Source organism: Saprospiraceae bacterium (genome assembly GCA_016712145.1).
Taxonomy (GTDB): domain Bacteria; phylum Bacteroidota; class Bacteroidia; order Chitinophagales; family Saprospiraceae; genus Vicinibacter.
Map to the genome: position 1 here is coordinate 487310 of JADJRO010000003.1, position 25458 is coordinate 512767.

9 protein-coding genes are annotated in these 25458 nt (G+C 37.0%); all 9 read left to right on the forward strand.

What is annotated here, in order from left to right:
* The first annotated feature begins 915 nt into the window (after nucleotides 1-915).
* The 9 genes from IPK91_14720 (at nucleotide 916) to IPK91_14760 (ending at nucleotide 25165) form a co-directional block, all read left to right on the forward strand.
* Nucleotides 916-4044: a gliding motility-associated C-terminal domain-containing protein gene (locus IPK91_14720; GenBank protein ID MBK8298501.1), complete on the forward strand. Its 3129-nt coding sequence runs from the start codon at nucleotides 916-918 to the stop codon at nucleotides 4042-4044.
* A 26-nt stretch (nucleotides 4045-4070) separates the two neighbouring features.
* Nucleotides 4071-5087 (forward strand): PorP/SprF family type IX secretion system membrane protein, encoded by a 1017-nt coding sequence (locus IPK91_14725; protein ID MBK8298502.1) that lies wholly within the window; start codon nucleotides 4071-4073, stop codon nucleotides 5085-5087.
* A 291-nt stretch (nucleotides 5088-5378) separates the two neighbouring features.
* On the forward strand, nucleotides 5379-8711 hold the full coding sequence (locus IPK91_14730; GenBank protein MBK8298503.1) for a VCBS repeat-containing protein: 3333 nt from the start codon (nucleotides 5379-5381) through the stop codon (nucleotides 8709-8711).
* 4 nt (nucleotides 8712-8715) lie between these two features.
* Complete coding sequence (locus IPK91_14735) at nucleotides 8716-10041, forward strand: vanadium-dependent haloperoxidase (protein MBK8298504.1); 1326 nt, start codon at nucleotides 8716-8718, stop codon at nucleotides 10039-10041.
* Entirely contained in the window at nucleotides 10025-13444 is a 3420-nt protein-coding gene (locus IPK91_14740) for a VCBS repeat-containing protein (GenBank protein ID MBK8298505.1), read from the forward strand. The genes IPK91_14735 and IPK91_14740 overlap by 17 nt, the downstream gene beginning before the upstream one ends.
* A gap of 86 nt (nucleotides 13445-13530) precedes the next feature.
* On the forward strand, nucleotides 13531-16821 hold the full coding sequence (locus tag IPK91_14745; GenBank protein ID MBK8298506.1) for a VCBS repeat-containing protein: 3291 nt from the start codon (nucleotides 13531-13533) through the stop codon (nucleotides 16819-16821).
* 25 nt (nucleotides 16822-16846) lie between these two features.
* Nucleotides 16847-17782 (forward strand): FKBP-type peptidyl-prolyl cis-trans isomerase, encoded by a 936-nt coding sequence (locus IPK91_14750; GenBank protein ID MBK8298507.1) that lies wholly within the window; start codon nucleotides 16847-16849, stop codon nucleotides 17780-17782.
* A gap of 395 nt (nucleotides 17783-18177) precedes the next feature.
* The gene (locus tag IPK91_14755; GenBank protein MBK8298508.1) at nucleotides 18178-18609 is read left to right on the forward strand and encodes a hypothetical protein; all 432 of its coding nucleotides are present in this window, start codon (nucleotides 18178-18180) and stop codon (nucleotides 18607-18609) included.
* A gap of 52 nt (nucleotides 18610-18661) precedes the next feature.
* Nucleotides 18662-25165, forward strand: coding sequence for a T9SS type A sorting domain-containing protein (locus IPK91_14760; protein MBK8298509.1), 6504 nt, complete (start codon nucleotides 18662-18664; stop codon nucleotides 25163-25165).
* Nucleotides 25166-25458: the final 293 nt, after the last annotated feature.

Consider the following 25458-nt stretch of genomic DNA (forward strand, 5'->3'; position numbering starts at 1 on the left):
GTTAGAGGGATGTAGAACTATAGCAGTTACCGAAGGCGTCCCCGCCGAGGTTAAAGTGGTGCAGAATTTTACATGATATAAAAGTTATTAAACGAAGTTTCTTTTTAATTTTCGTTATTCATTGATCCCCCCTTCAGCCTCGGCGGGGACGCCGTCGGCAACTTGTCGTTGCGAACTAATTTTTTTATTTTTTTAAAAAAGCAGTTACCGAAGGCCCGCCTGCCAAAATTCAACAACAAATTTAGTAAGGTCGGGCAGGCGACCCCGCCGAGGTTAAAGGGATGTAGAACTATAGCAGTTACCTAAGGCGTCCCCGCCGAGGTTAGAGGGATGTAGAACTATAGCAGTTACCGAAGGCGTCCCCGCCGAGGTTAGAGTGATGCAGAATTTTACATTATATAAAAGTTATTAAACGAAGTTGCTTTTTAATTTTCATTACCCGTTGATTCCCCCTTCAGCCTCGGCGGGGACGCCGCCGGCAACTTGTCGTTGCGACCCAAATTTTTTAAAGCATGTTAAAGAAGTGTCCTTAAGCTTAGGTTCCAGGAGAGACAAAAGACTAAAAACCTCTTAAAACCTTATTAAAATTTGAGAAACAGCCTATCAAGAGACAGGATCGCCGCGCCACTCGAGAAAAAGCCTGAAAATAGGCACCCATTTTTTGGCCGAATTATTGCTGTAAATCGCATAAATAATTGTATATTTGCATAGAAGACCCACAAATTTCAATAGTTTTCAATCAAAGCCACTCAAAACCTATTGCATCCGGGAATAAAATTCCGGGTAAAACTTAAAATCTCCTGAAAATGGGGTATTGTATTATGAAAATTGATAATATTCATTAAAAAGATTATTAAACACATACTAAATTTGTTCCCGGTTTGGAATCCAATTTCTGCCCAAATCCAGTAAACTATGAAAAAATACATAATTTCTTCTTTCATCTTCTGTACGGTGCTACTCGCGCAAGCACAGGTGAATTTTCAAATTGCCAGTGTTTCAGGTAATAAAAATGACACCGTATCCGTAGCGGTTACTACTACAGGTTTCAATAATGTAGTGGCTACGCAGTATTCCTTGAATTATGATTCGCTGGTACTGGCTTTTGTCGATATTACGAAAACAGCCAATTATGACGTGAATTTTGCTTCTCATGTAGGAAGTGCTTCCGTTAAGAATGGTCAATTGGGCTTTACCTGGGATGCCCCGGGCGGGGTTGGTAAATCCCTGGCAAATGGAACCTTGCTCTTTACTATTAAATTTAAATTGATTGGCAAAGAATGTGATTCATCCTTTATAAAATTAGCAAATAAGCCTACTTCAATTGAAGTATTGGATGGAAATTTTAACAATCTCACCTTGACGGCTCCTGATGGAAAAGTAAAAATTAATGGAGCGGGTTGTCAGGGGGGTGGTCCACCGCCAGATACATCTGGATTGCAAATCATCGCTTCTACAGAAACGACCCCTCAGGGGATTGTAAAGTGCATAAAAGTGACAGCTAAAAATTTTAAAAATATACAAACTGCCCAATTCACAATGCATTGGGACAAAGCTATTGCAACCTTTGATACCTTAAATTCAGGGGCAATGACCCTCTCATGGGGTCAGAATTATGCAGCCTTACCCGATCGCTCGGGTGTAGGAATCAATTGGGATGCAGGAGCCAATCCGGTGACGTTTGCCGATGGAGTGACCCTGTTTGAAGTTTGTCTTAAGCCAGTAGGGGCTCCGGGAACCAGTACCAATATTACTTTTGATGGAACACCGGTTCTCGTCGAAGTTACTGACGGTAATGGGAATGTGGTTCCACCAAAATTTACTACCGGTAAACTCAGCATCACCAGTCCTCCAGCTGCAAATATTAATTTATATGTACGAGATACCACGGTAGAAGAAGGTGGAGAATTCTGCATTCCAATTCGCGTAGATGGATTTAAATGTGTTCAAAGTTTTCAGTTCAGTATAAAGTTTGATAATACCAAATTGAAATTCAACAAGATTTCTGGAATTGGAACAGCCCCATTAAGCTTGGGAGGAAACAATTTTAATATTGTTAAAGATTCAATTCGGGTTACCTGGGATGCACAGTCGGGACCTGTTGACCTTCCAAATGGTGGCATATTATTTTCTGTTTGCTTTGAATCAATTGCCGCAACGCACCCTTTTGATACAAAACTACTTTTTACAGATCTTTTAGGGAGTCCACTTGAATTTTCAGACTGCAATAGCAATAATTTTGGAGTTACAAAAGGCGAACCGGATTGGACAGTTGCTGGTAGAACGGTTGTGACTCACGTAACCATAGTCGGTGGAGGATCTACAGTTCCAGTAAAATGTTTTGACGATTGTAATGGTTCAGTTACCGGACTTTCTTTAAAAGATGGTAAAGGACCTTTTGAATATGAATGGAGACTGCAACCTTCCGGAGTAGTTGTTTCAACCATATTAACTCCTACTGACCTGTGTGCAGGAAAATATAAACTTTTTGTAATTGATAGAGGGGATAACAACTACACCACTTCTACACCTGAATATGAGATTACAAGTCCGGAAATATTAGCATGTTCGGCAACAATCACCCACGTTTCAAGCACAAGCAGTGGTAAAATTGACATCACTATTAGTGGAGGAACGCCTCAATACTCCGTCATGTGGTTTAATCAATCCGGAACCAAAATTTCCTCCAATGAGGATATTTCAAACCGATCTGCAGGAACCTACACGGTGATGATTACAGATTCTAAAGGTTGCGTGAAGAATGACACGTTTGTTATTAATCCGGCACCCTTGTTTCTTGATCGGTTTACACTTTTAGATTCCAATAAATGTTTTGGGGATTGCCGCGGAAAAGTTACTGTATCCATTGGTGGTGGTAAAATTCCTTACACCTATTTATGGAGTAATGGCGACAAAACAGCAACAGCAGATTCAATTTGCAAAGGCGACGTTACAGTAACGATTACGGATGCTTCAGGAGCAACCCTCGTAGAAACCTATAAAACAATTAATGAGCCAGATAAAATAGATATTACTTTAGATAGTATTAGAAAATCCAATGGCACCAATGGAGGTATTTTTGTAACAATTAAAGGAGGAACACTTCCTTATAAAACCTATCAATGGAAAAATTCTGCAGGTGATGTTGTGAGTAATGTTGAGGATTTGATAAACGTGCCTTCAGACACGTTCACACTTTGTGTCACTGACAAAAACGACTGTGTTCAATGTGTCAAATACTTTGTCAGTGCAGAAAACTCAACACCACCCACCATTACAGTCGATCTAAAAATTGAAGCCAAAGCAAATGGTCAAGCCATCAGTTGTAAAGGACGATGCGATGGAAAATTAGTAGTAACCGTTACCCATTCAGATCCAAGGCCTCATACCTATCGCTATAAATGGTCACATGATGCAAATTTAAATTCTAATGTAGCAACTGGACTTTGTCCTGGATCCTATTCAGTTACAGTAACCGATGAGGCAGGCAATTCAAAAGTTTCAAATAATATAACTGTACAAGATGCACCTTCCATCAGTCTGACTGCAAAACGCATCAGTTGTGCCTCCACCAATACAGCGTCTGATGGAGTCTATGAAGCCATTGTAACAGGTGCTTCACAACCTATATCGTATTCATGGTGTAGCGGTAGCACTTTAGTTAGAGCAAATGATTTATCCGCTGGGGAATGTACGCTTACAATTACGGATGTAAATAATTGTACAGCAACTGAAACCTTTACTGTCTGCGTTGGAAATGAACCTGAAGATTGTTATAAAGGCCGTTTGGCGATTTCACCCAATGGGGATGGATACAATGAAGTGCTTGAAATTACCTGTGCAAGTTTGAATAATAATGTTTTAACCATCTTTGATCGTTGGGGCAATCAGGTTTACACAAAAATTAATTATGTAAATGATTGGAATGGAAAAGACGAAGAAGGAGACGATTTGACAGAAGGAACCTATATGTGGGTACTAAAAGTCAAAGAACCGGGTAAAAATGATGCTTATTTTAAAGGCACCGTAACCATCGTACGTTAATGTTTAACGCATACAAAGTAAATATTATGAAAAAATATAATATATTAAGTCTTGTAATTATGATTCTTGCATTTGGTAGTCTGAATGCTCAGGATTATGCAAAAGCCTTGAAAACGCAAGCGGTTTATAACCATTATTATGCAAATCTTTTTTTGGTTAATCCGGCAAATACAGGGTTTAATGGTACGTCCAACTTGCTTTTTAATTTTAGAAATCAATGGGCTGGTTTTGATGGTGCACCTAAAGGCCTAACCTTAGGAATAGATGCCAGTCCGGCGAACAATATGGGACTTGGAGCCATGATTTATTCTGAAAATTATGGAGTTGCCAATCGATTTCAAGGTCAGATAAATTACGCTTACAATTTTCGCCCTAGCGATAATATGCGGATGTCTTTCGGACTTTCCGGGGCATATATCCAATATAACCTAGATAATGAGGCGATTACAGATCCTTTGCATGAAAGTCCGGATCCATATATCAACAGTGCCGTCAATGGCGAGAAGTATTTTGGTGCAGATTTTGGATTCTATGCTGAAATCCAGGATAAATTCCGCATCGGAATCAGCATTCCTCACTTGGTGGAAACGCGATTGGACAATTCTAATAAAACAACCACAGGTCCAAAAGAGGATAAACCGGTGAGTTTTACTGGTTTCTTAGGTGCAATTTGGAGATTGCCTGAATATCGTATGGTTATTGAGCCATCAATAGGATTGCGGAAAATTTCGGATGTACCCTTTGGTACGGATTTAAATGTATTAGCTAAAATGCTGGACGACAGATTGTTCGCTGGTTTTACCTATAGTTATAATCCATCCTGGCATCGGATTTCACTCCTTGGTGGGGTAAAAATCGACCGGTTTAGTTTCATGTACTCCTACGATCAGTCCTATTTGGAATTTCAAAACTTTAATAATGGGTCTCATGAACTTACACTTGCCTTCGAATTGTACAGGGCCAAGCCTAAAGCTCCCAAAATGGATGAAGGTATGAGTAAATCAGAACCAGAAGCAGTTCCAACAATGGAAGAAAAGAAGTAAGGAATTTCAGATTTTATAAATAATTTTGCATCTCCATAAAAAGCTTGCCTTAAGGTAGGCTTTTGTTTTTTAAACCTGATATTAAATAAATTCATCATATCTGTTTAAATACAGGATTTAAATAATAGATGCCGCATGAATTAGGGGATTCTGAATAATTATTTAAATGCATGTTCCAGATAATGAATTTATTAAATTAATTAACCTGGATCTCATAAATCTGAATTGAACCTATTCCTAATGCTAAATCTTCCCATTATATTCAATGATTTCAAAAGCTATGGAAGCTACTTGCTATTATTAATTGTTTGTTCTTTCCATCTCAGCTGTTCTAAATCATCTGAATTTAAAAAAGTTACTTCAGATCCATTGTTTGTGTTTCGAGATTCCTCGCAAACCAATATCAATTTCATCAATTATGTGGAAGATGGAAATGAAATTAATATGTTTAATTATGAGTATTTCTACAATGGAGGTGGAGTAGCCGTTGGAGATATCAATCAAGATGGCCTTGCCGATCTGTATTTTAGTTCGACTATGGGTTTTTGTAAACTGTATTTGAATCTGGGCAATTTTAAATTTAAAGACATTACCCAAGAGGCTGGTGTTGACGGTGGGCTTGGTATTAAAACCGGTATTTCTATGGTTGATTTAAATGGGGATGGCCTATTAGATATTTTTGTAAGTAAGAGTGGTTTATTTGACCCCATTTATAGAGAAAATATTGCTTACATCAATAACGGTAATTTAACTTTTACGAATCGCGCCCCGGAATACCATCTGAATGATCAGAGTTTTTGTACGCAAACTTATTTCTTTGATATGGATCTGGACAATGATCTGGATGTATTTATGGTAAACCATCCAGTGAGTTGGCAGGATATCAATAATATTTATATTTATCAAGATGAAAAAGGCAGGTATTATTTACCAGAAGATACAAGTCGAACCTATATTAGTAATCGACTTTATGAAAACTTAGGCAATGGCAATTTTAAGGACATTTCTTTAAAAGCCGGGATTGGGCATGTAGCGTTTGGTTTAAGTCTATGTGTTCTGGATGCAAATCAAGATGGTTATCCGGATTTGTATGTATGCAATGATTACCTTCAACCGGATGTCTTATTTATCAATAATAAAAATCACACCTTCACAAAATCATTTGAAAAATATTTCAGCCATCAATCACACTCATCGATGGGTTCAGAAATTTTTGATTTAAATAACGATGGCAATTTTGATTTGATGACCGTCGACATGAAGCCAGAGGATAATTTGCGCCAGAAAACCTTAATGGACGATCAGAACTATGATCGTTTCTATAAAATGGTAAAGTATGATTTACAAGCGCAATTTTCAAAAAATTGTATCCATTTAAATAATGGAAACAAGTCATATAGTGATATTTCTTTTTTGTTGAATGTTGAACATACGGACTGGTCATGGGCTCCCATTGCTGCAGATTATGACAACGATGGGTTTGAAGATCTTTACATTACCAATGGGTATCGCAGGTATGTAACCAATATGGATTATAAGAAATTCACACTCGATTCATTGATGAAAGCAACAGGTGGTCGCGGTGCAATTTCATTTCCGGAATGGAAAAAAGTCTGTCCTGAAGGAAAAATCCAAAATTACTTTTACAAGAACAATGGTAATTTGAATTTTTCAAAGGTTAGTGATGAATGGAATGCCGGTCCGGATTCCTACTCTAATGGAGCAGCTTATGTCGATCTTGATAATGATGGTGACTTGGATATTGTCACAAATAATATTAATGATCATGCTTTTGTATTGGAAAATAAAGCCGCTCAAAAATTCAAGCATAATTTTTTGAAAATCAAATTAAAAGGATCAGGAAAAAATACAGGGGGAATAGGTGCAAAAGTGATGTTGCAGTCAGCTGGTGGAAAACAACAATTTAGATATGTTAATCCAGTTCGCGGATTTATGTCATCTGTTGACCCGATAATACACTTTGGCTTAAAGGACATCGCAAAAGTTGATTTTGTAGAAGTACATTGGCCAGACGGAATAAAGAAACGTTACAATACAATCCAAATAAACGCAATCAATACATTAGATAGTAAAGATGGAACGGTTATCCAGGATTCAAAAAACAAACAAGACCAAACGGCTCGGTTTATTGAAGCATACGATGCAGGTATCAATTTTGTCCATCGTGAAGACTACTTTACAGATTTTAAGAGAGAGCCAATCATCCATTTAAAAAATTCAACGGAGGGTCCGGCTCTGGCTATTGCTGATGTAAATAAGGATGGTACTGATGATGTTTTTTTAGGAGGAGCTGTAGGACAGGAAAGTGTCATGTATTTTCAAAAGGAAGGTTCATTTAAATTATCCACCCAAACTGCATTCAAAACCGATTCAAGTTATGAAGATGTATCTGCTGCATTTATTGATATAGATCAGGACCAGGATTTGGATTTGTATGTGGTCAGTGGTGGCTATTTGTGGGACAAAGGAAATAAAATGTATCAGGATCGTTTGTATTTAAATGATGGCAAAGGCAATTTTTCCAAATCAGATGGACTCATCCCACAAGAATTTCAGAATGGATCTATCGTAATCGCTTTTGACGCAAATGGAGACGGTAAACAAGATTTATTTGTTGGAGGAAGCGTATCACCTGCAGCATATCCTTTTGCTGAACAATCCTTTTTATTAATTAATAAAGGAGGAAGTTTTACTAATGAAACAAAATCCTGGTTTAATAAAGATACTTTATTTGGCATCATTAAGGATGCCGTTACCTGTGACCTGAACGGCGATGGAAAATTGGATTTGGTCGTTTGTGGAGAATGGATGCCAATAACAGTTTGGATCAATACAGGAACTGGATTTGAAAACAAAACAAAAGAGTTCAATTTAAATGGAACGGAAGGATGGTGGCAAAGTTTGCAGGTTGATGATTTAGATGGAGATGGTGATCTTGATTTGGTTGCGGGTAATTTAGGACGCAATTCAAAATTTAAAGCAACTGATTCTGAACCGGTCGAAGTATTTGCGGCTGATTTTGATAACAGCAAAACCATGGATGCTATTTTAAGTACCTATGTTTTAGGAACTTCTTATCCTGTGGTTTCCAGAGATCGTTTGCTTGAACAAATGACCTCGCTTCGTAAAAAATATTTGAGATATGCCAGTTATGGAATCACACCAATGAATAAAGTTATTGCAGAAGATAAATTGCAAAAAGCCTATCACTTAAAGGCCTATGAAATGTCGAGTTGCATTTTTTGGAATGAATCAGGTAAATTTAAAAAGCAATTATTGCCAGCGGAAGCTCAGGTTTCTATGGTCAAAGGAATTATTATCCGGGATGTTGACAAAGATGGAAAAAAGGACCTGCTCACTTGCGGTAATTTTTATGATACGGACGTTGATTTTGGGCGTTATGATGCTTCTGTTGGCTGCCTATTACTTCAAAAGAACCAGGAATCAGTTGCTTCTTTTCAACCGATGCCAGTTTCGAATACTGGTTTTTATGTTCCGGGAAATTTACGCAGAATGAAATTTATTAAAGTAGCAGATTCAAATAGCATATTGGTTACTGAAAACAATGGTAAAACCAAGTTATTAAAAATCAGAAATAATTAATGGGATGAATAAATTATTATTTATTATTTTAATAACTGCACTTGGAGCTTGCACTCACAAAGAGCAATCTGCTACAATTGATGAAACTTTTATTCATTATTGTACAGATAAATTATTGGATATAACCATGGAGGATATCTATTCTCCTCCTGTAGCTAGTCGTGTATTTGTTTATCCTTATATCACATGTTATGAAGTAATGGAAAATGGTTCTGGGCGTTCTTTTATGAAGTATATTTCAAAGGAATGGAATCCAAAACCTGATTTTGATACATCAGGAATTTCATATCCTTTGGCTGCCCTAAAAAGTTTTTGCATTGTTGCAAAGGGGATGGTTTTTAGTGAATACTTGATGGATTCAGTATCGGCCAGATTTGATCTAAAAATCAAGAATGTGCCAATAGAAATTCGACAAAAATCAGAACAGTATGCTGAGTTTATTGCAAAACAAGTAAAAGCCTGGATTTCAAAAGATAATTATGCCTTCGTTAAATCTGCTGCACAATATACAATCCCAATTTCAGACAGTACCTGGACCATCACACCTCCAAATTATGATAAAGCACTTGAGCCCAATTGGAAATCCTTGCGATATATTTTATTAGATTCTATTAATCAATTTTTTCCACCAGCACCGCCAACATTTAATAAAGATAAAAATTCACTCTTTTATAAATATGCTAAAGCAGTGTACGATACCAATAATTTAAAAAATAAAGAATTTCAATTATTAGCAAAATACTGGGATGACAATCCAAATGAATATTTTACTACTGGGCACAATACCTATTTTACGCATCGGATCAATCCACCGGGTCATTGGTTAAACATTACCAAAGAGTTTTGCAAAAAAAATAATTTAAATCTGCACGAATCCTCAAAAATTTATGCACACGTTTGTCTGGGTATATTTGATGGCATTATAAGTTGTTGGAATGTAAAATATACTTGCCAACTCATACGTCCAATTACTTACATCAATCGATACATTGATCCAAAATGGACTCCATTCATTCAAACTCCTCCGTTTCCTGAATATACCAGTGGTCACAGTGTAATTTCAGGAGCTGCTTCAGAAATATTAATTCATTTTTTTGGTGACAAACCATTTGAGGATTCAACCATTGTTCGTTGGGGATTTGATGTAAGATCTTTTAATTCTATTTCAAATGCTGCGCAAGAAGCTTCCAGAAGTCGTTTTTATGGAGGCATTCATTATGAGTTTGGTATCAACGAAGGATTGATTCAAGGACGAAATATAGGCCGGCATGTCATTAATAAACTGGATTTATTGTTAAAAAATAATTCAAACAATGAGAATTCAAAATAAATTGAATTCAACTGAAATAAACATGGATTTTAATATGCTTAAGTGGACGTACGATACTGTTTTAAATTTTTATAAAAGATCGTTTCAATTGATTATTGGAATTGGGCTATCGTTTTTACTGACTGATTGCACAACAAAGAATACTCAGGCAGATCAAAAAACTGATCAAGTAGTTTTCGAACTAATGGATTCTTCAAAAACGGGCGTTTTGTTTAGGAATGATATTGTAGAATACGATAGTTTTAATTATTTTTATTACGATGAATTCTATGAAGGGGCAGGCACCGGCATTATTGATGTCAATAATGATGGCTTGCAGGATTTATTTTTTGTATCAAATCAGGGTCCTGAAAAATTATATTTAAACAAAGGAAATTTTCAGTTTGAAGACATCTCAAAGAAAGCAGGTATTGAAGGTGGAATGGAATGGTCTAACGGAGTAACCGTAGCCGATGTCAATGGGGATGGGTTCCAGGATATCTACATTTCATGCCGATTATCGGATATAAAGGAATACCGAACGAATCGATTGTATATCAACAATAAAGACAACACGTTTACAGAGCGAGCAAAAGAATATGGAATTGATGATGCTGGCTATACAGCACACGCAAGTTTTTTTGATTTTGATTTAGATGGGGATTTGGATTTATATGTGGTCAATCAACCTCCAAATAGCCGGAAGTATAAATTTGAAATGACGGGTAAAGTAGATTTTCAATATACAGACCATCTTTTTGAAAATGTTAATGGCCGTTTTATTGATATCACTAAGAAAGCAGATGTAACAAATTATGATTATGGACTAAGTGTGATGATTGGAGATGTATCAAATGATGGCTATCCGGATATTTATGTGGCAAATGATTTTGATCATCCTGATATTTTATTTCTAAATAATCAAGATGGTACTTTTAAAGATATCACAAGTATCAGCCTAAAACACATGAGTACCTTTAGTATGGGAGGTGATATTGCAGATATGAATAATGACGGATGGTTGGATTTGATTGTTGTGGATATGGTTGCAGAAGACCATTATCGGAATAAGACCAATATGAGTGGAATGAATCCTAAAAAATTCTGGGATCTTGTTAAACATGGTTATCAGTATCAATACATGTATAATTCATTCCAATTAAATCAAGGCAATGGCTTATTTAGTGAAATTGCATTGATGTCTGGTATTTCAAATACAGACTGGAGTTGGACAACCTTACTAACTGATTTTAATAATGATGGAACTAAGGATGCATTTATAACAAATGGACTTTTAAGGGACGTTCGAAATAAAGATTTTAATACAAAGTGGTTTGAAAAATTGGGTGGAGATATTTCTAGTATGAATCCGAAAAATGCAAAAAAAGGATCTGTCATGGAAATGATCAATATGGCTCCTTCATACCGGATTAAAAATTATATGTATTCAAATACCGGGGATCTAGTATTTAAAAATGTTACTGATTCCTGGAATGTAAACCAATTGTCATTTTCCCAGGGAGCATCAAGTGCAGATCTAGATAACGACGGCGATTTGGATTTAATAGTTAACAATATGAATGATGTTGCTTTTGTATATCGCAATAAAACATCAGATCTGAAATTGCAGAATTATTTTCAAATTAAATTGGAAGGGCCATCAGGTAATAAAGATGGTTTTGGTGCCCGCGTTAAACTATTTATAAAGGATCATTTTCAAATGTTGGAGATGACCAACGTACGAGGTTATATGTCAACTTCTGAACCTTTATTTCATTTTGGTCTGGCCGCTGATTCTAAAATTGATTCCATTATACTGAGATGGCCGGATGGAACACATCAAGAGTTTAAAGATGTAAATGTAAATCAACGTATGGTTATAAAATATACTGAAGCAAATCAAAATAAAATTGAGCAATTGGATTTTTCTACAAAAAATGTATTTTCTGAGGAAATTACAGAGCAATGTGTTCCAGGAATCAGCTATCAGGATAATGAATACGATGATTTTCAAAAAGAAGTTTTAATTCCTCATAAAATGTCCACTTTAGGACCTTGTTTGGCAACTGCTGATGTAAATGGTGATGGTAAGGATGATTTTTATTTAGGAGGCGCTGCAGGGAAAAGTGGTCAGTTATTTTTGCAAAATGACATGCAGGCTTTTGACCTAAATTCAAAAGAACCCTGGACTTTGCATAAAGCACAAGAAGATTTGGATGCCTTGTTTTTTGATGCAGATGGTGATGGGGATCAGGATCTTTATGTGGTTTCTGGCAGCAATGAATTTGAAGAAAATTCCCAGCTTTATCAGGATCACTTGTATTTAAATAATGGAAAAGGAGCCTATCAGGATGCAACAAAAAATTTGCCGCCAATGCTCAATAGTAAATCCGTTGCTAAAAGTGGCGATTTTGATGGAGATGGAGACCTGGATTTATTTGTTGGCGGGCGACAAGTTCCTATGAAGTATGGATTATCAACAAGAAGTTACATCTTAATTAATGAAAGAGGAGTTTTTCAGGACCAAACAGAACGAATTTGCAGCGAATTGGCTGGCTCATTTGGAATGGTAACGGATGCTTGGTGGTTGGATTTGGATAATGATAGAGATTTAGATTTAGCAATAGTTGGTGAATGGATGCCTCTTACTATTTTAATAAATGATGGAGGTAAATTAACTAATAAATCAAAGGATTGGAAAACAGATCAATCTGAGGGATGGTGGAATACATTGGCATATGTGGATATCGATCAGGATGGCGACATTGATTTGCTAGGAGGTAATTTAGGTTTGAATTCTAAATTTAAAGCATCCTTAGAAAAACCCTTCCATGTGTATTTAGGTGACTTTGATAAGAACGGAACCCATGATACCTATCTGGGAAGTTTTGACAAAGATGGCAAAGTATATCCAGTAAGAGGTCGGCAATGTTCATCTGAACAAATGCCATTTATAAAAGATAAATTTAGGACGTATAATGAATTTGCATTAGCATCTATCGACCAGGTTTTGGAAGGAAAGTTAGATGATGCAGTTATTAAAAAAGTATACGAATTTCGATCCGGTGTATTTGTAAATAAAGGAGACCATTTTGAGTTTCAAGCATTTCCAAATTATGCACAGATTGCTCCAATTTATAGTTTCGGTTTACTTGATTTAAACCGAGATAAAAACATTGAAATTATATATGGCGGTAATTATCACAACCGAGAGGTTGAGACAACACGAAGTGATGCAGGTGTTGGAGGTATATTGTTAAATAAAGGCAATTTGAAATTGGAATCCGTTCCAAGTAATAAGACAGGCTTACTTCTCAATAATGATTTAAGAGAAATGCGATTAATATTACTTGGTAATTCTCCTGTATTGTTAGTTGCTAACAATAATCAAAAGATGCAAGCAAATAAAATTTTCATTTATTAATGGTTAAACAAATTTCGCATTTTAACTTTTTATTAATACCGGATGGATTTGGTAGTATATATTTTTGTAAGTTTTAAGATCAAAAGATGAATAAATTAAATTTTCAAATTTTCTTTTTTAGTGTAATTGGATTTATTAGCTGTAATAAATCAAAAGATTCCGCGGTTGAAGTAGGTTCGGTTTATAAATTAATGGATTCGAAAGAAACAGGTATTAAATTTGAAAATACAATTCAAGAGACAGAGCGGCTAAATTATTACTATTACGATGGAATCTATCAAGGAGCTGGAAGTGCTGTACTTGATATCGATAAAGATGGCTTGATGGATGTTTTACTTGTATCAAATCAAGGCCCTGAAAAGTTATATTTAAATAAAGGAGATTTTAAATTTGAGGATATATCAAAAAAAGCCGGCATTGAAGGAGGTCCTGAATGGACCACAGGTGCTACGGTAGCAGATGTAAATGGTGATGGATGGGATGATATTTATATTAGTTGCTTTTTATTGGAAGAAGCTGAATTGCGAAGAAATAAATTGTATATAAATAACAAAAACAACACGTTTTCAGAGCGTGCTCGTGAATTTGGATTAAGCGATACTACATATACAATTAGTGCAACTTTTTTTGACTATGATTTAGACGGTGATTTGGATATGTTTCAAGTGAATCAACCACCAAACATTGTTTTAAGAAGACTTTCTTCAAAATTATGGGAAGCCAATCATTCATGTAAGTTGTATAGAAATGATAATTTTCATTTTACAGATGTTACTAAAGAGGCAGGTGTATTTACATTAGGATATGCTCTTAGTGCAGTAGCCAGCGATGTTAATAATGATGGGTATCCGGATTTATATGTTACAGTTGATTATAAAGAGCCTGATTTCTTGTTTTTAAATTTAAAGAATGGAACATTTAGAGATGTAGCAAAATCGGCAATGAACCATTTTTCTTTATTCAGTATGGGTTGTGATGTTGCAGATTTTAATGATGATGGATTATTAGATATTTTTTCAGTAGATATGGTTGCGGAAGACCGGTTTCGAAATAAAACGAATATGGCTGGAATGGATATTCCTAAGTTTTGGAAAAATGTAGAGCTCGGTTTTCATTATCAGTATATGTTTAATTCTCTCCAACTAAATCAAGGTATTGGTTCTTTTAGTGAAATCGCTCAATTAGCGGGTATTTCAAAAACAGATTGGAGTTGGTCCGTTTTGTTGGCAGATTATGATAATGACGGAGCAAAGGATTTATTTATTACCAATGGGTTAATGAGAGATGTTAGAAATCGGGATTATCAGGCAATGTTTGAAAGGCCTTTTGATTCTATTAAAAGCACGCTTGAATTAGTTAAAAAAGCACCTTCGGAAAAAATTATCAATTACATGTATCGCAATGTAGGTGATTTAAAATTTAAAAATGTAATAGATGATTGGGGTATGGCTCAGAAGAGTTTTTCAAATGGAGCTTCCTATGCAGATTTAGATAATGATGGAGATTTGGATCTCATAGTAAACAATATAAGTGATAACGCTTTTTTGTACAAGAATACAACCAGTGATAAAAAGGCAGCAAATTACCTTCGATTGAATTTAGAAGGTCCAGAATCAAATTACCGTTCTTTTGGCGCTCGTGCTGCCATATATTATGATGAAGGAAAAATGCAAATGCTGGAATTATCCAATGCTCGCGGTTATATGTCAACTTCAGAACCCATTATACATTTTGGCTTAGGTTCAATAAGTAAAGTTGATTCATTAATAGTACGATGGCCTTCAGGTAAAATTGTACGAAAATTAAATGTAAAATGCAATCAGACATTGACTTTAAAAGAAAAGGATGCAAATGATGTAGCAAGCAATCAATTGTTTGAATTAACTGGAATTGCATTTACAAAAGATGTTACTCAAGAATTGATAGGAAATATCCAAACGAAGGAAAATTATTTTGACGATTACAAAACAGAAATATTAATTCCACACAAGATGTCAACCTTAGGTCCTTGTATAGCAACAGCTGATGTTACAGGAGACGGGAATGATGATATCTATATAGGGGGTTGTGCCGGTACAAGTGGTGTATTGTATATTCAGCAAGTTGATGGTACATTTTTGCCATCTGCTTCAAATCCCTGGAACGCCCATAAATCATCTGAAGACATTGATGCAATTTTCTTTGATGCAGATAGTGATCGGGACATGGATTTATATGTTGCAAGTGGATCCAATGAATTTGCAGTTGGTTCACCGCTTTATAAAGACAGACTTTATATAAATGAAGGTGGGGGTAAATTTAGCGATGGATCCAATCGGATTCCTGCACTAACATTTAGCAAAGGGGTCGTCCGTGCAGCAGATATTGATGGAGATGGTGATCAGGATTTGTTTATTGGGGGAAGACAGGTTCCAGGATATTATGGAAAATCTGAACGTTCTGCTATATTGATTAATGACAAAGGAAAATTTGTTGATCGAACGAAAGAGGCGTGTCCTGAAATGTCAACCGCAATTGGGATGATATCAAGTGCGACATTTGTTGATTTGGATAAAGATCGGGATCTTGATTTAGTAGTTGTAGGCGAATGGATGAGTCCAATGATATTTGTTAATGAAGCTGGAAAATTTAAAAACGAAACTTCTAAATTTGGATTGGAGAATTTAAGAGGTTGGTGGAATGTAATTGTATCAGAAGATGTTGATGGCGATGGTGATCAGGATTTAATAGCTGGTAACCTGGGAATGAATACTAAATTTAAGGCAAGCATTGAAAAACCATTTAAGGTTTTTTTAAAGGACTTTGATGATAATGGAAGCTGGGATATTTACCTGGGTTCTTATGATCGGGATGGAAAATATTATCCGGTACGAGGCAGACAATGTAGTAGCGAGCAAATGCCTTTTATAAAAGAAAAATATAAAACCTACAATGAATTTGCATCGCATTCAATTGATGATATTTTAGAAGGCATGAAAGAAGGTGCAATTATTAAGGATGTTACGGAATTCCATTCTGGTATATTTATTAATGAAGGCAATGCGTTTTCGTTTAAACCCTTTAATAATATGGATCAGATTGCCCCGATTTATGATTTTATAGTGTACGATGTAAATAAGGATGGTTACAAGGATATAATTTATGGTGGAAATTATTACAATCGGGAAATTGAAACCACCCGAAGCGACGCTGGTGTTGGCGGCATTTTATTAAATGATGCTAAAGGAAATTTTAAACACGTACCATCAAAACAAACCGGTTTAAAATTGACCCAAGACTTACGCAAATTGCGATTTGTCAAAAGTGGTCCATATGATCTAATGCTTGCAGGATTTAATAATTCAAATTTGAAAGCATATTTATTGGGTCAACAATAAGGATATTTTAAAGTAAAGAAAACACATGAGATTGGATTTATTATACTTGATTTTTGGTGGGTTCATGACCTTGACTCTAGGTCAGTCCTGCAAAAATGACTACTCCGATTTGAAAGAGGGTACAACAGATCATGGCTACCATTTTTTTTGGGCTCGAAATGAGAAAACGCCTGTGGTAAAACCAGGTGAAGTTTTATTTTTTAATGCAGAACTCTATGTAGGGGGTGTATTGGAACGGCGATCTCAGGATTTAGGCCGAACTATGAAAAAACTCTTAGAACCAAAGGACAGTTTGCTGGTAGGAACTAAAAAAGTACCCATTGACAAGTTTTTTCCGATTGCTGAGGTATTTTATTATGTTTCTAAAGGAGATAGTATCATTATAGACAAAACCGGCATGTATAAACCAGAAGACAGTTTAAAAACAAAAGAAATAACTTGGAAGCTTTCGATATTGGATATTAAACCATTAAAAGTCGTCGAAGAAGCTGAAAAGAAACGACTGGAAAAACTTGAAAAAGATAAAGAGATTTGGGAAGGAACCCGCAGGGCAGTAGAAACTAATTTTGGTCTCTATTTAAAGGACATCGAAGAAGGAAACAAATTAGGCTATACCAGTTATACAAAAAGTAATGTGAAGGTGGTAATTTTAAAACCAGGAAACGGTTTAAAACCCGTACTAGGGGAGAAGGTTCGGTTTCATTATTATGCTCATCATGCGAAATTGGGACTCGTTGAAGAATCTTACTCAAGAGGAATCCCTGAAAAGATCATTGTAGGAGCTTTTGCTTTAAATATAGGAATTGAAGAAGGGTTATTGGAAATTCCAAAAGGAAGCAAAGCCATGGTGTTTATTCCATCAAAAATTGCCAACATCTCTTCCAAAATTCCAAGTGCAATCCCAGAAGGCACTAACCTTGAAATCTTTATCGATTTGTTGGAAGACGAGCCGGAATATTAAATGTTTCTTAAAAGTAAGTTAAAATTTTACGTATTAAATATAAATCGAATATGAAAATTACCATTTTATTGGTAATGCTAGCTATGTGTCGATTTCTATCTTTGTGCATTCACTGCCCTGTTGTGGGTTGTGATGAATTATAAATAAACCAAACTCAAGACTTAATCTACACGGACGAAGCAATCCCCACTAGTATAAGTCTTTATTTAATGATGTGATTTTAATCAGGCTGTAAATGGCATTGGTAAATCATGTTGTTGTATTTAAATGATCATTTGATTGTGAGAGCAATCTGATGAGCTGATTTGAAACCATAAGGGTTTTGATGCATAGTAGTATGCTTCAAGACTTTTTTGATAAAGATTTTTTTAACTTAATAACCAAAACTAATTCTCATGAAAAGAACGAATTTGAGACTTTTGGAAAAAGTTGGATCTGCAGGCTTTATTCTTTTATTTATCCTTGCTTTTCAATTTTCTTCAATAGGTCAAACAGTGAACTTGGCGAATGCCCCTTTGCCATTTCCAACGTTAAAAGACCGGGTTAGTGCGATCAACACGATCGATCAGGAATTCCAGACTTATCAATCCTATAAGTCAGGTGCCTTGAACGTGGGTGATCCACAGTCTTTTATGTTACGTGCTCGGATATTATCCCGCCTTCGCGAGATAGCTCAATCCAATGCGAGCATTTCTACGTCATCTTGTTTGACGGAAGTATTTTTTGACACCAATGTAGGGTATACTACCAACCAAAGTATCAACAGCTTTTATGCTGGAATTTGGCCGGATGAATACAAATATGTGGTTAACCTCCTGAAACGTTAATCAAAAAATGGCTGTCAATAATCAATTTAAAAAATCTTAAAAACAATATCTCATGAAAGATGTCTTGACATTAATTTCAAAATTCCCCCGGATCGGCTTGCTACTTATGGTAGCTTGTTGGGGATTGAATGTGCAAGCTCAGACGTTTACATTTCCAGGCGGTTTTACCGTTAATGATAACACATGTACGTTTGCGGCTGCCATGAAGTCCACAACCACGGCTTCTGGTTTAACTAATTGCCACCGATTGGCAAGAGTTACTTTAACTTATACCATGGACTGGCAGACGGACGTTTATTACGGCCTTCAGGCACCAGGTGGTAGAAGAATTTCACTATTCACCGGTTCTGGTTGGATTGCGGGAGGTACACATACCTTCAATTTTAATGATACCGCTTTGCAATCAGCAACAGATGCAGGCTTTTTCTTAAATGCAAATCCTTACAAACCAGATGCCCAAATTGGTTCTAGTTCTTGGTCTTCAAGAAATGGAGTTGGTTGTAGTACTGATTTTAATCCACAATTTTGCTCATTAAACGACCTTACCAGTACAACAGTTGCTGGAGATCGTATTGGTGATGTAGCAAATTTGAATGGTACCTGGACCATGGTTGGTTATGATACCTGGGCTGGAAATGCAGGAACGTTTGTTACTGGTAACGTAATATTCGAGCAAGCAGCAAACATTGTAGGTTCACCTACACCAATTATACTTCCTTTAGCTCCAGGATCTTGTTCTCCTGCACCTATACAATGTATTGCTTCTACAGGTTGTGCTCCAACGCAGCCAGTTCGTACGGAATACAGTCTAACTCCAGTTAGTGCAACATGTTTTAGTTCTTTGTCAGGTTTTATACCTTGTCCTCCTGGTGGCGTAGTAATCGGTCAAGCTGGTACAACCAGATTGTACTGGAGAACTCGTGCAGGGAGCGTCGATGATACAGCTTCTCAAACCATCGTGATCGCAGATACAGAACCTCCGGTATTTAACCCAGCTTGTCCTAAAGGCGGCCGTGTTAACTTAAACGCAGGTCCTGGCGAATGCGAAGTGGCTTGGAATGCTCCGATGTTTATGGCGATGGACAACTGTCCTTATCCATTGGTATTCGGTCAAAACGTAGGTCTTATCGGTTGTAACTCTTATGGTCAGAATTTCTGCGGGATCAACGCTTGTGGTGACTCCGGTGGTTATTTCTTTGATATTAGAAATAAGAGTAACTGTCCAATGTATATCCGCGGTTTTGCAAGTGCATTTACCAGTGGTGCCAATACTACAGCTGGTACATTCGAGGTTTATACCCGTAATACTGCAAATACATCTTGGAGAGCAGCTCCTACAGGTGGTTGGCCAGCAGCAGGGCAAACTTGCTTAAACAACATGCCTAAGTCTGCTTGGACTCTTTTAAAAACTACTGGTCCAGCTGACTCAGTTCGTACCTATGCTTGGACGAATGGTGCTGCATTCCAAAAAGATACTATCTATTTGGCTAAGCCAGCAGCTGGTACACGCCAAGGCCCTATTTGTAATGCGAGCAATATAACTCAAACTGCAAGTGGCAATGGGGGTATCTTATTGAATCCTGGTGAGATCAGAGGTTTTGGTATCTTAGGTACGATCAACTCTGGTATGAGTATGAACTTACCTGGTTTTGGTACTTGTGTTGGTACATTCCAAGATAGTATCATTGCAATCAATCCAGTTCACAATTCTCCAGCAGGTAGTGTCGGTGTTATTTCTGTTAACTTAGCAGGAGCTAACTTCGGTATTGCTTGTAGTCCATTTGGATTCCCAGGTGAGGTATTGTATTCAAGAATCGATCCAGCAGGATTAGGTATGGTTCCAGTTATTCAAACTTGTGGACAGCCTTACGGTCCTGGATCTTATTTCCCAATTGGTTGTCGTTCATTATGTTATGAGGCAGTTGATGCTTCAAATAACCGTACTGTATGTAATTTTGAAGTGTGCGTTATTCCTTATCCAAATACAGTTACAGCTTTAGCATGTCATGATGAAATTCAAGTGAGCTTGGATGAAAACTGCTTTGCTACAATTGGTGCTGATGAAGTATTATCCGGTGGCCCATACCGTTGCTACAATGATTATACTGTAGAGATTCGTGATTGGATTACCAATACCATCATCGATCGTCAGCCTAATGTAACTGGATCTCAGGTAGGTAACCAAGATATTGGAAGAGAATTAAAAATTACAGTTCGTGACCCACAAACTGGCAACAGCTGCTGGGGACATGCTACAGTAGAAGATAAATTACCACCAATTTTAACTTGTGCAAGAGATACGTGCGTTCCTTGTTATTCTGAAACAACTCCGTTCTTTACAGGTACACCTGGTGTGCGTGAAAACTGCGGAAGCTATACAATTTCTTATAAAGACAATGTAACTCAAGGTTCTTGTGCAATTGGCAACGACCGGGTTATTAGACGTACTTGGACTGTTATTGATGCATCTGGCAATAAAGCTACTTGCGTTCAGACAATTACAGTTGGTTTAGGTTTATTAACAGATGCTGTTGTGCCTTTAAATTATGACAACATTGAAAATCCAATGTTGAATTGTAATGAGAAAATTTATGATAAAGACGTTACGCCACACTACTTGTCATACCCATATTGTGTTGATGGCTACTTGTTAGACTCTGCACATTGGTTTGCAACTGGTGGTTTCTTACCAAGTCCTAATGGTGACTTAGCTGGAGAGCGTTTACCTAGAGTATTAGGTTGGAATTGTTTGGATTCAGGTCCATACCAAGGCCACCCAAATCCTTACCCAGTGTATTACCCTGCACACCCAAGCTGGAGAGCAAATAATCCAGTTTGTTGGGGACCAGATGAGGTAGTTATGTGGCAAGGTACAGGATACCCAGGTGGTATCAACTGCCGTAACTTAGGTGTTACTTACAAAGATATCGTTATTGACTTGGCTCGTCCAGGTTGCGATGCAGGACCAGTAGGTTGTTATAAAGTATTAAGACAATGGACTGTTTTGGATTGGTGTACCAGCTTAGTAGGTGGTCATAACCAAATCATTAAAGTTGCTGATGCTTTTGGACCAGAAATTCTGTATCCAGATACAGTTAACGTTAATATGGAAGTTTGGACATGTACAGGTCGTTGGGAAGTTCCACCAGCCTGGTTGAGAGACAATTGTTCAAACGAAATTCACTATACAGTTGAAGTTGAAGATGGTACTGTTTTGGGTGACGAAAATGCTGGATATGTTGTTATCAACATGCCGGTTGGAATCCAAAGTGGTTATATCATTGCTGAAGACTGCTGTGGTAACGTAACTAAGAAAAGAATTGCATTAAACGTATTTGATAACGTTCCTCCAATTGCTGTTTGCGAAGCTAAAACAGTAGTTAGCATCAATGGAAATCAATCTCCTGGTGAAAACTTTGCAAAAATATTTGCAGAATCATTTAATCAAGGAAGTTTTGATAACTGTGCACCTCATATCTTCTTCAAGGCAATCCGTATGGAGCATTTAAGAGGTACGAACAACGGTAGCAATGCAAATCAAGCTGATAACGGAACAAACTGCTCTGGTATCAATGGCGATGACAACTCAGTATTAGATGGTAACCAAATTTATTTTGATGACCATGTTAAATTCTGTTGTTCAGATGTTGGTAAAACAGTAATGGTTGTTTTCCGTGTGTACGATCGCGATCCAGGCGCAGGCCCAATTGCACCAAATCGTATGAATCCAGGTGGACCATTATTCAACCGTTTCAGCGATTGTATGGTTGAAGTTGAAGTACAAGATAAGAGTGTACCTACCGTAGTTCCACCACCAAATATCGTGGTAAGCTGCTGGTTCTGGTTTGACGTTGACAAAATTGACGATCCAAACGATCCTACATTCGGTCGTGTAGTTACTGACTTGTCTCAAAGACATAAAGTAGTTACCAATGACTTAGTATGTTACAAATACTGCGTGCGTAATGATTATACTGGTTACCCAGGTTATGTACCTGGTGCACCACCATCAAACCCACCAGCTTGGAACAGAGCTTGTGATTACTACAGAAGCTTGTTTGATACAGCTCATTATGACAGAAAATATGAATTGGTTTGGGGATTTGACGGATACGTATTAAGCGCATGCGGCAATACACCAACCATCAGTGTAAATGATAACAGAGAGTGCGGTCAGGGTCAAATTACCCGTACGATCGTAGCTCGTGGACCAAATGGTATCAGCGTTACAGGAACTCAAATTATTTGGGTTGTTGATTGCGATCCATTCTATATCAACGGAGCAGACAATTGCGATCCTGATGATGACATTACCTGGCCAGGAAACTGTACAGGTCAGGCAACTACAATTGATGGTTGTGGAGCTGATATCAGCCCAGACAATCCATTATTAGGAAGACCTGTTGTAGAAAACGGAGCAGATGATCTTTGTGCATTAATCAGTATCGAGTATGTGGATGAAATATTCACAATCGAACCAGATGCATGCTTCAAAGTATTACGTCATTGGACAGTAATTGACTGGTGTCAATACGATCCAAGCATCGATCCAGAAAATGGTCGTTGGGAATATTTACAGATTATAAAAGTACATGACACTGATAAACCAGTTGTAAGTATCAGCGTAGGAGACTGCGAACCAGCAGTTAAAAATGCAACAGACAACATTTGTTATGGTCACTTGAGCATAACTGCTGATGCAACTGATAACTGTAGCCCATTGGATTGGTTATTCTATGACTATAAAATTGATTTATTCAATGATGGTATTGGAGTTCATTCAGGCTATGACTATAAAGTAGGTCCATTAACTCGTAAAGAGTTTGCTGCAGGTCGTACGCCATTATTCCACCATAACCCAGCTGCTGACGATGAAAACAATCCATTCGATGCAAGTGGTAACTATCCAGTTGGTATCCATAAGATCTGTTGGTTTGTAGAAGATGGTTGCGGAAACATTGGTACATTATGCCAATTATTTGAAATCAAAGATTGCAAAGCACCAACACCATATTGTTTGACCGGAGTAATTACTGTACCAATGCCAGCGAGCAAGTGCGTAACAATCTGGGCGAAAGATTTGGATAGAGGCAGCTATGACAACTGTACAGATCAAGATGACTTATTATTCTATTTCAATGGAGATCCAAATGCAACAAGCATTACAATATGCTGTGACGATTTCGTAGCAGCAGGAGCAAATGACGAGTTGTTGGTAGATGTTCAAATGTGGGTAGAAGATGAAGAAGGAAATACTGACTACTGCAAAACAGTAATCATAGTACAAGACAATCAGGATATCTGTCCTAATACAGGATCATTCGGTAGAATCACTGGAGACTTGAAAACAGAAAACGATGATCAGACTGAATTATCTAATGTTGAATTATTAGTATCTTCAAATATGATGAAGAGTATGATTACCAGCAACGATGGTAAATACTTATTCGGAGATTTGAAACCTAATACATACCGTGTTAAACCTAGCAGAAATGACGATCCATTGAATGGAGTATCCACTAAGGATATCGTTAAGATTCAAAGACATATTCTTGGAATTGAGACTTTAAACAGCGGATACAAAATGGTTGCAGCAGACGTAAACAACAGTGCCACAATCACTGCAGCAGACGTTTCTGAAATCAGAAAGTTAATCTTAGGTGTTAACAGCACGTTCTCTAAAGTACAATCATGGACATTTATTCCTAAGGCGTATGTTTTCGGAAGCAATCCATTCATTGCACCAAGAGAATCTAATCAGGTTATTACTGCTCAAGAAAACTTAACTGAAAACTTTGTAGCTGTTAAAATGGGTGATGTAACAACTGACGCCAGAGGCCACAACGTTGCAGGAAGCAGCAGCAGAAATAATGGTAAATTACATTTAGAAGTTGACAACAACGTAACGGTTGCTGGTGAGCTTTATAAAGTAGCTTTCAAATCAAGTGACTTTACAAATATCGCTGGATACCAGTTTACATTGAAATTCGACCGTCAGGCATTAGCATTCGAAGGAATCGAAGCAGGTGCATTGAATGTTGATGAGTCAAACTTTGGAACAACTCAAGTAAGCAAAGGTATTTTGACTACTAGCTGGGATAGCAAAGTAGCTCAAAGTGTTGATGCAAATGCAACCTTATTCACAGTTGTATTCCGCGCAAGTAGCCAATCAAACATTGGAAGCTTGTTAGCAATTACAAGTGATGTAACTACAGCAGAAGCTTATGATGCTCAATTGAGCTCAAAAGACATCAGCTTAGGCGTACGTACAGAAAAAGGTGTGGTAGAAAGTGGCGTATTCGAATTGTATCAAAACAGTCCGAACCCATTTGCTAAAGAAACTGTAATCTCTTACAGACTTCCACAAGCAGGTGCTGCTAAATTGAGTATCTATGACGTAACCGGCAAGGTATTGAGAGTATTTGAACTCAATGGCGTAAAAGGAATGAATACTGTTAAAGTACAGAAATCAGAATTGAACGCTACTGGAGTATTATACTATCAGTTAGATGCCGCTGACCATACAGCAACTAAAAGGATGGTAGTGATCGAATAAGATCACTACTTTCCCAAAATCCTCTTAGTTAGCGATGATATATTATCGACGATTGAGAAAAAGTTAAATCGGTTTTTGGGATGGCCTCTTCTCGAGTGATCGGGAGGGGGCTTTTTTTTTGGGGTAAACTCATTTTTGTATGCTCCGAGTTTTATACAAAGAGCATAATTCTAACTAACTAATAATAAACCTCTTCTCGTTGATCGGGAAGAGGTTTTTTCGTATAAATTAGATATCAAATTAAATATGCGTGTCAGGTTACTTGGTTCGGGGAATTCTCAATGGTAAAAACA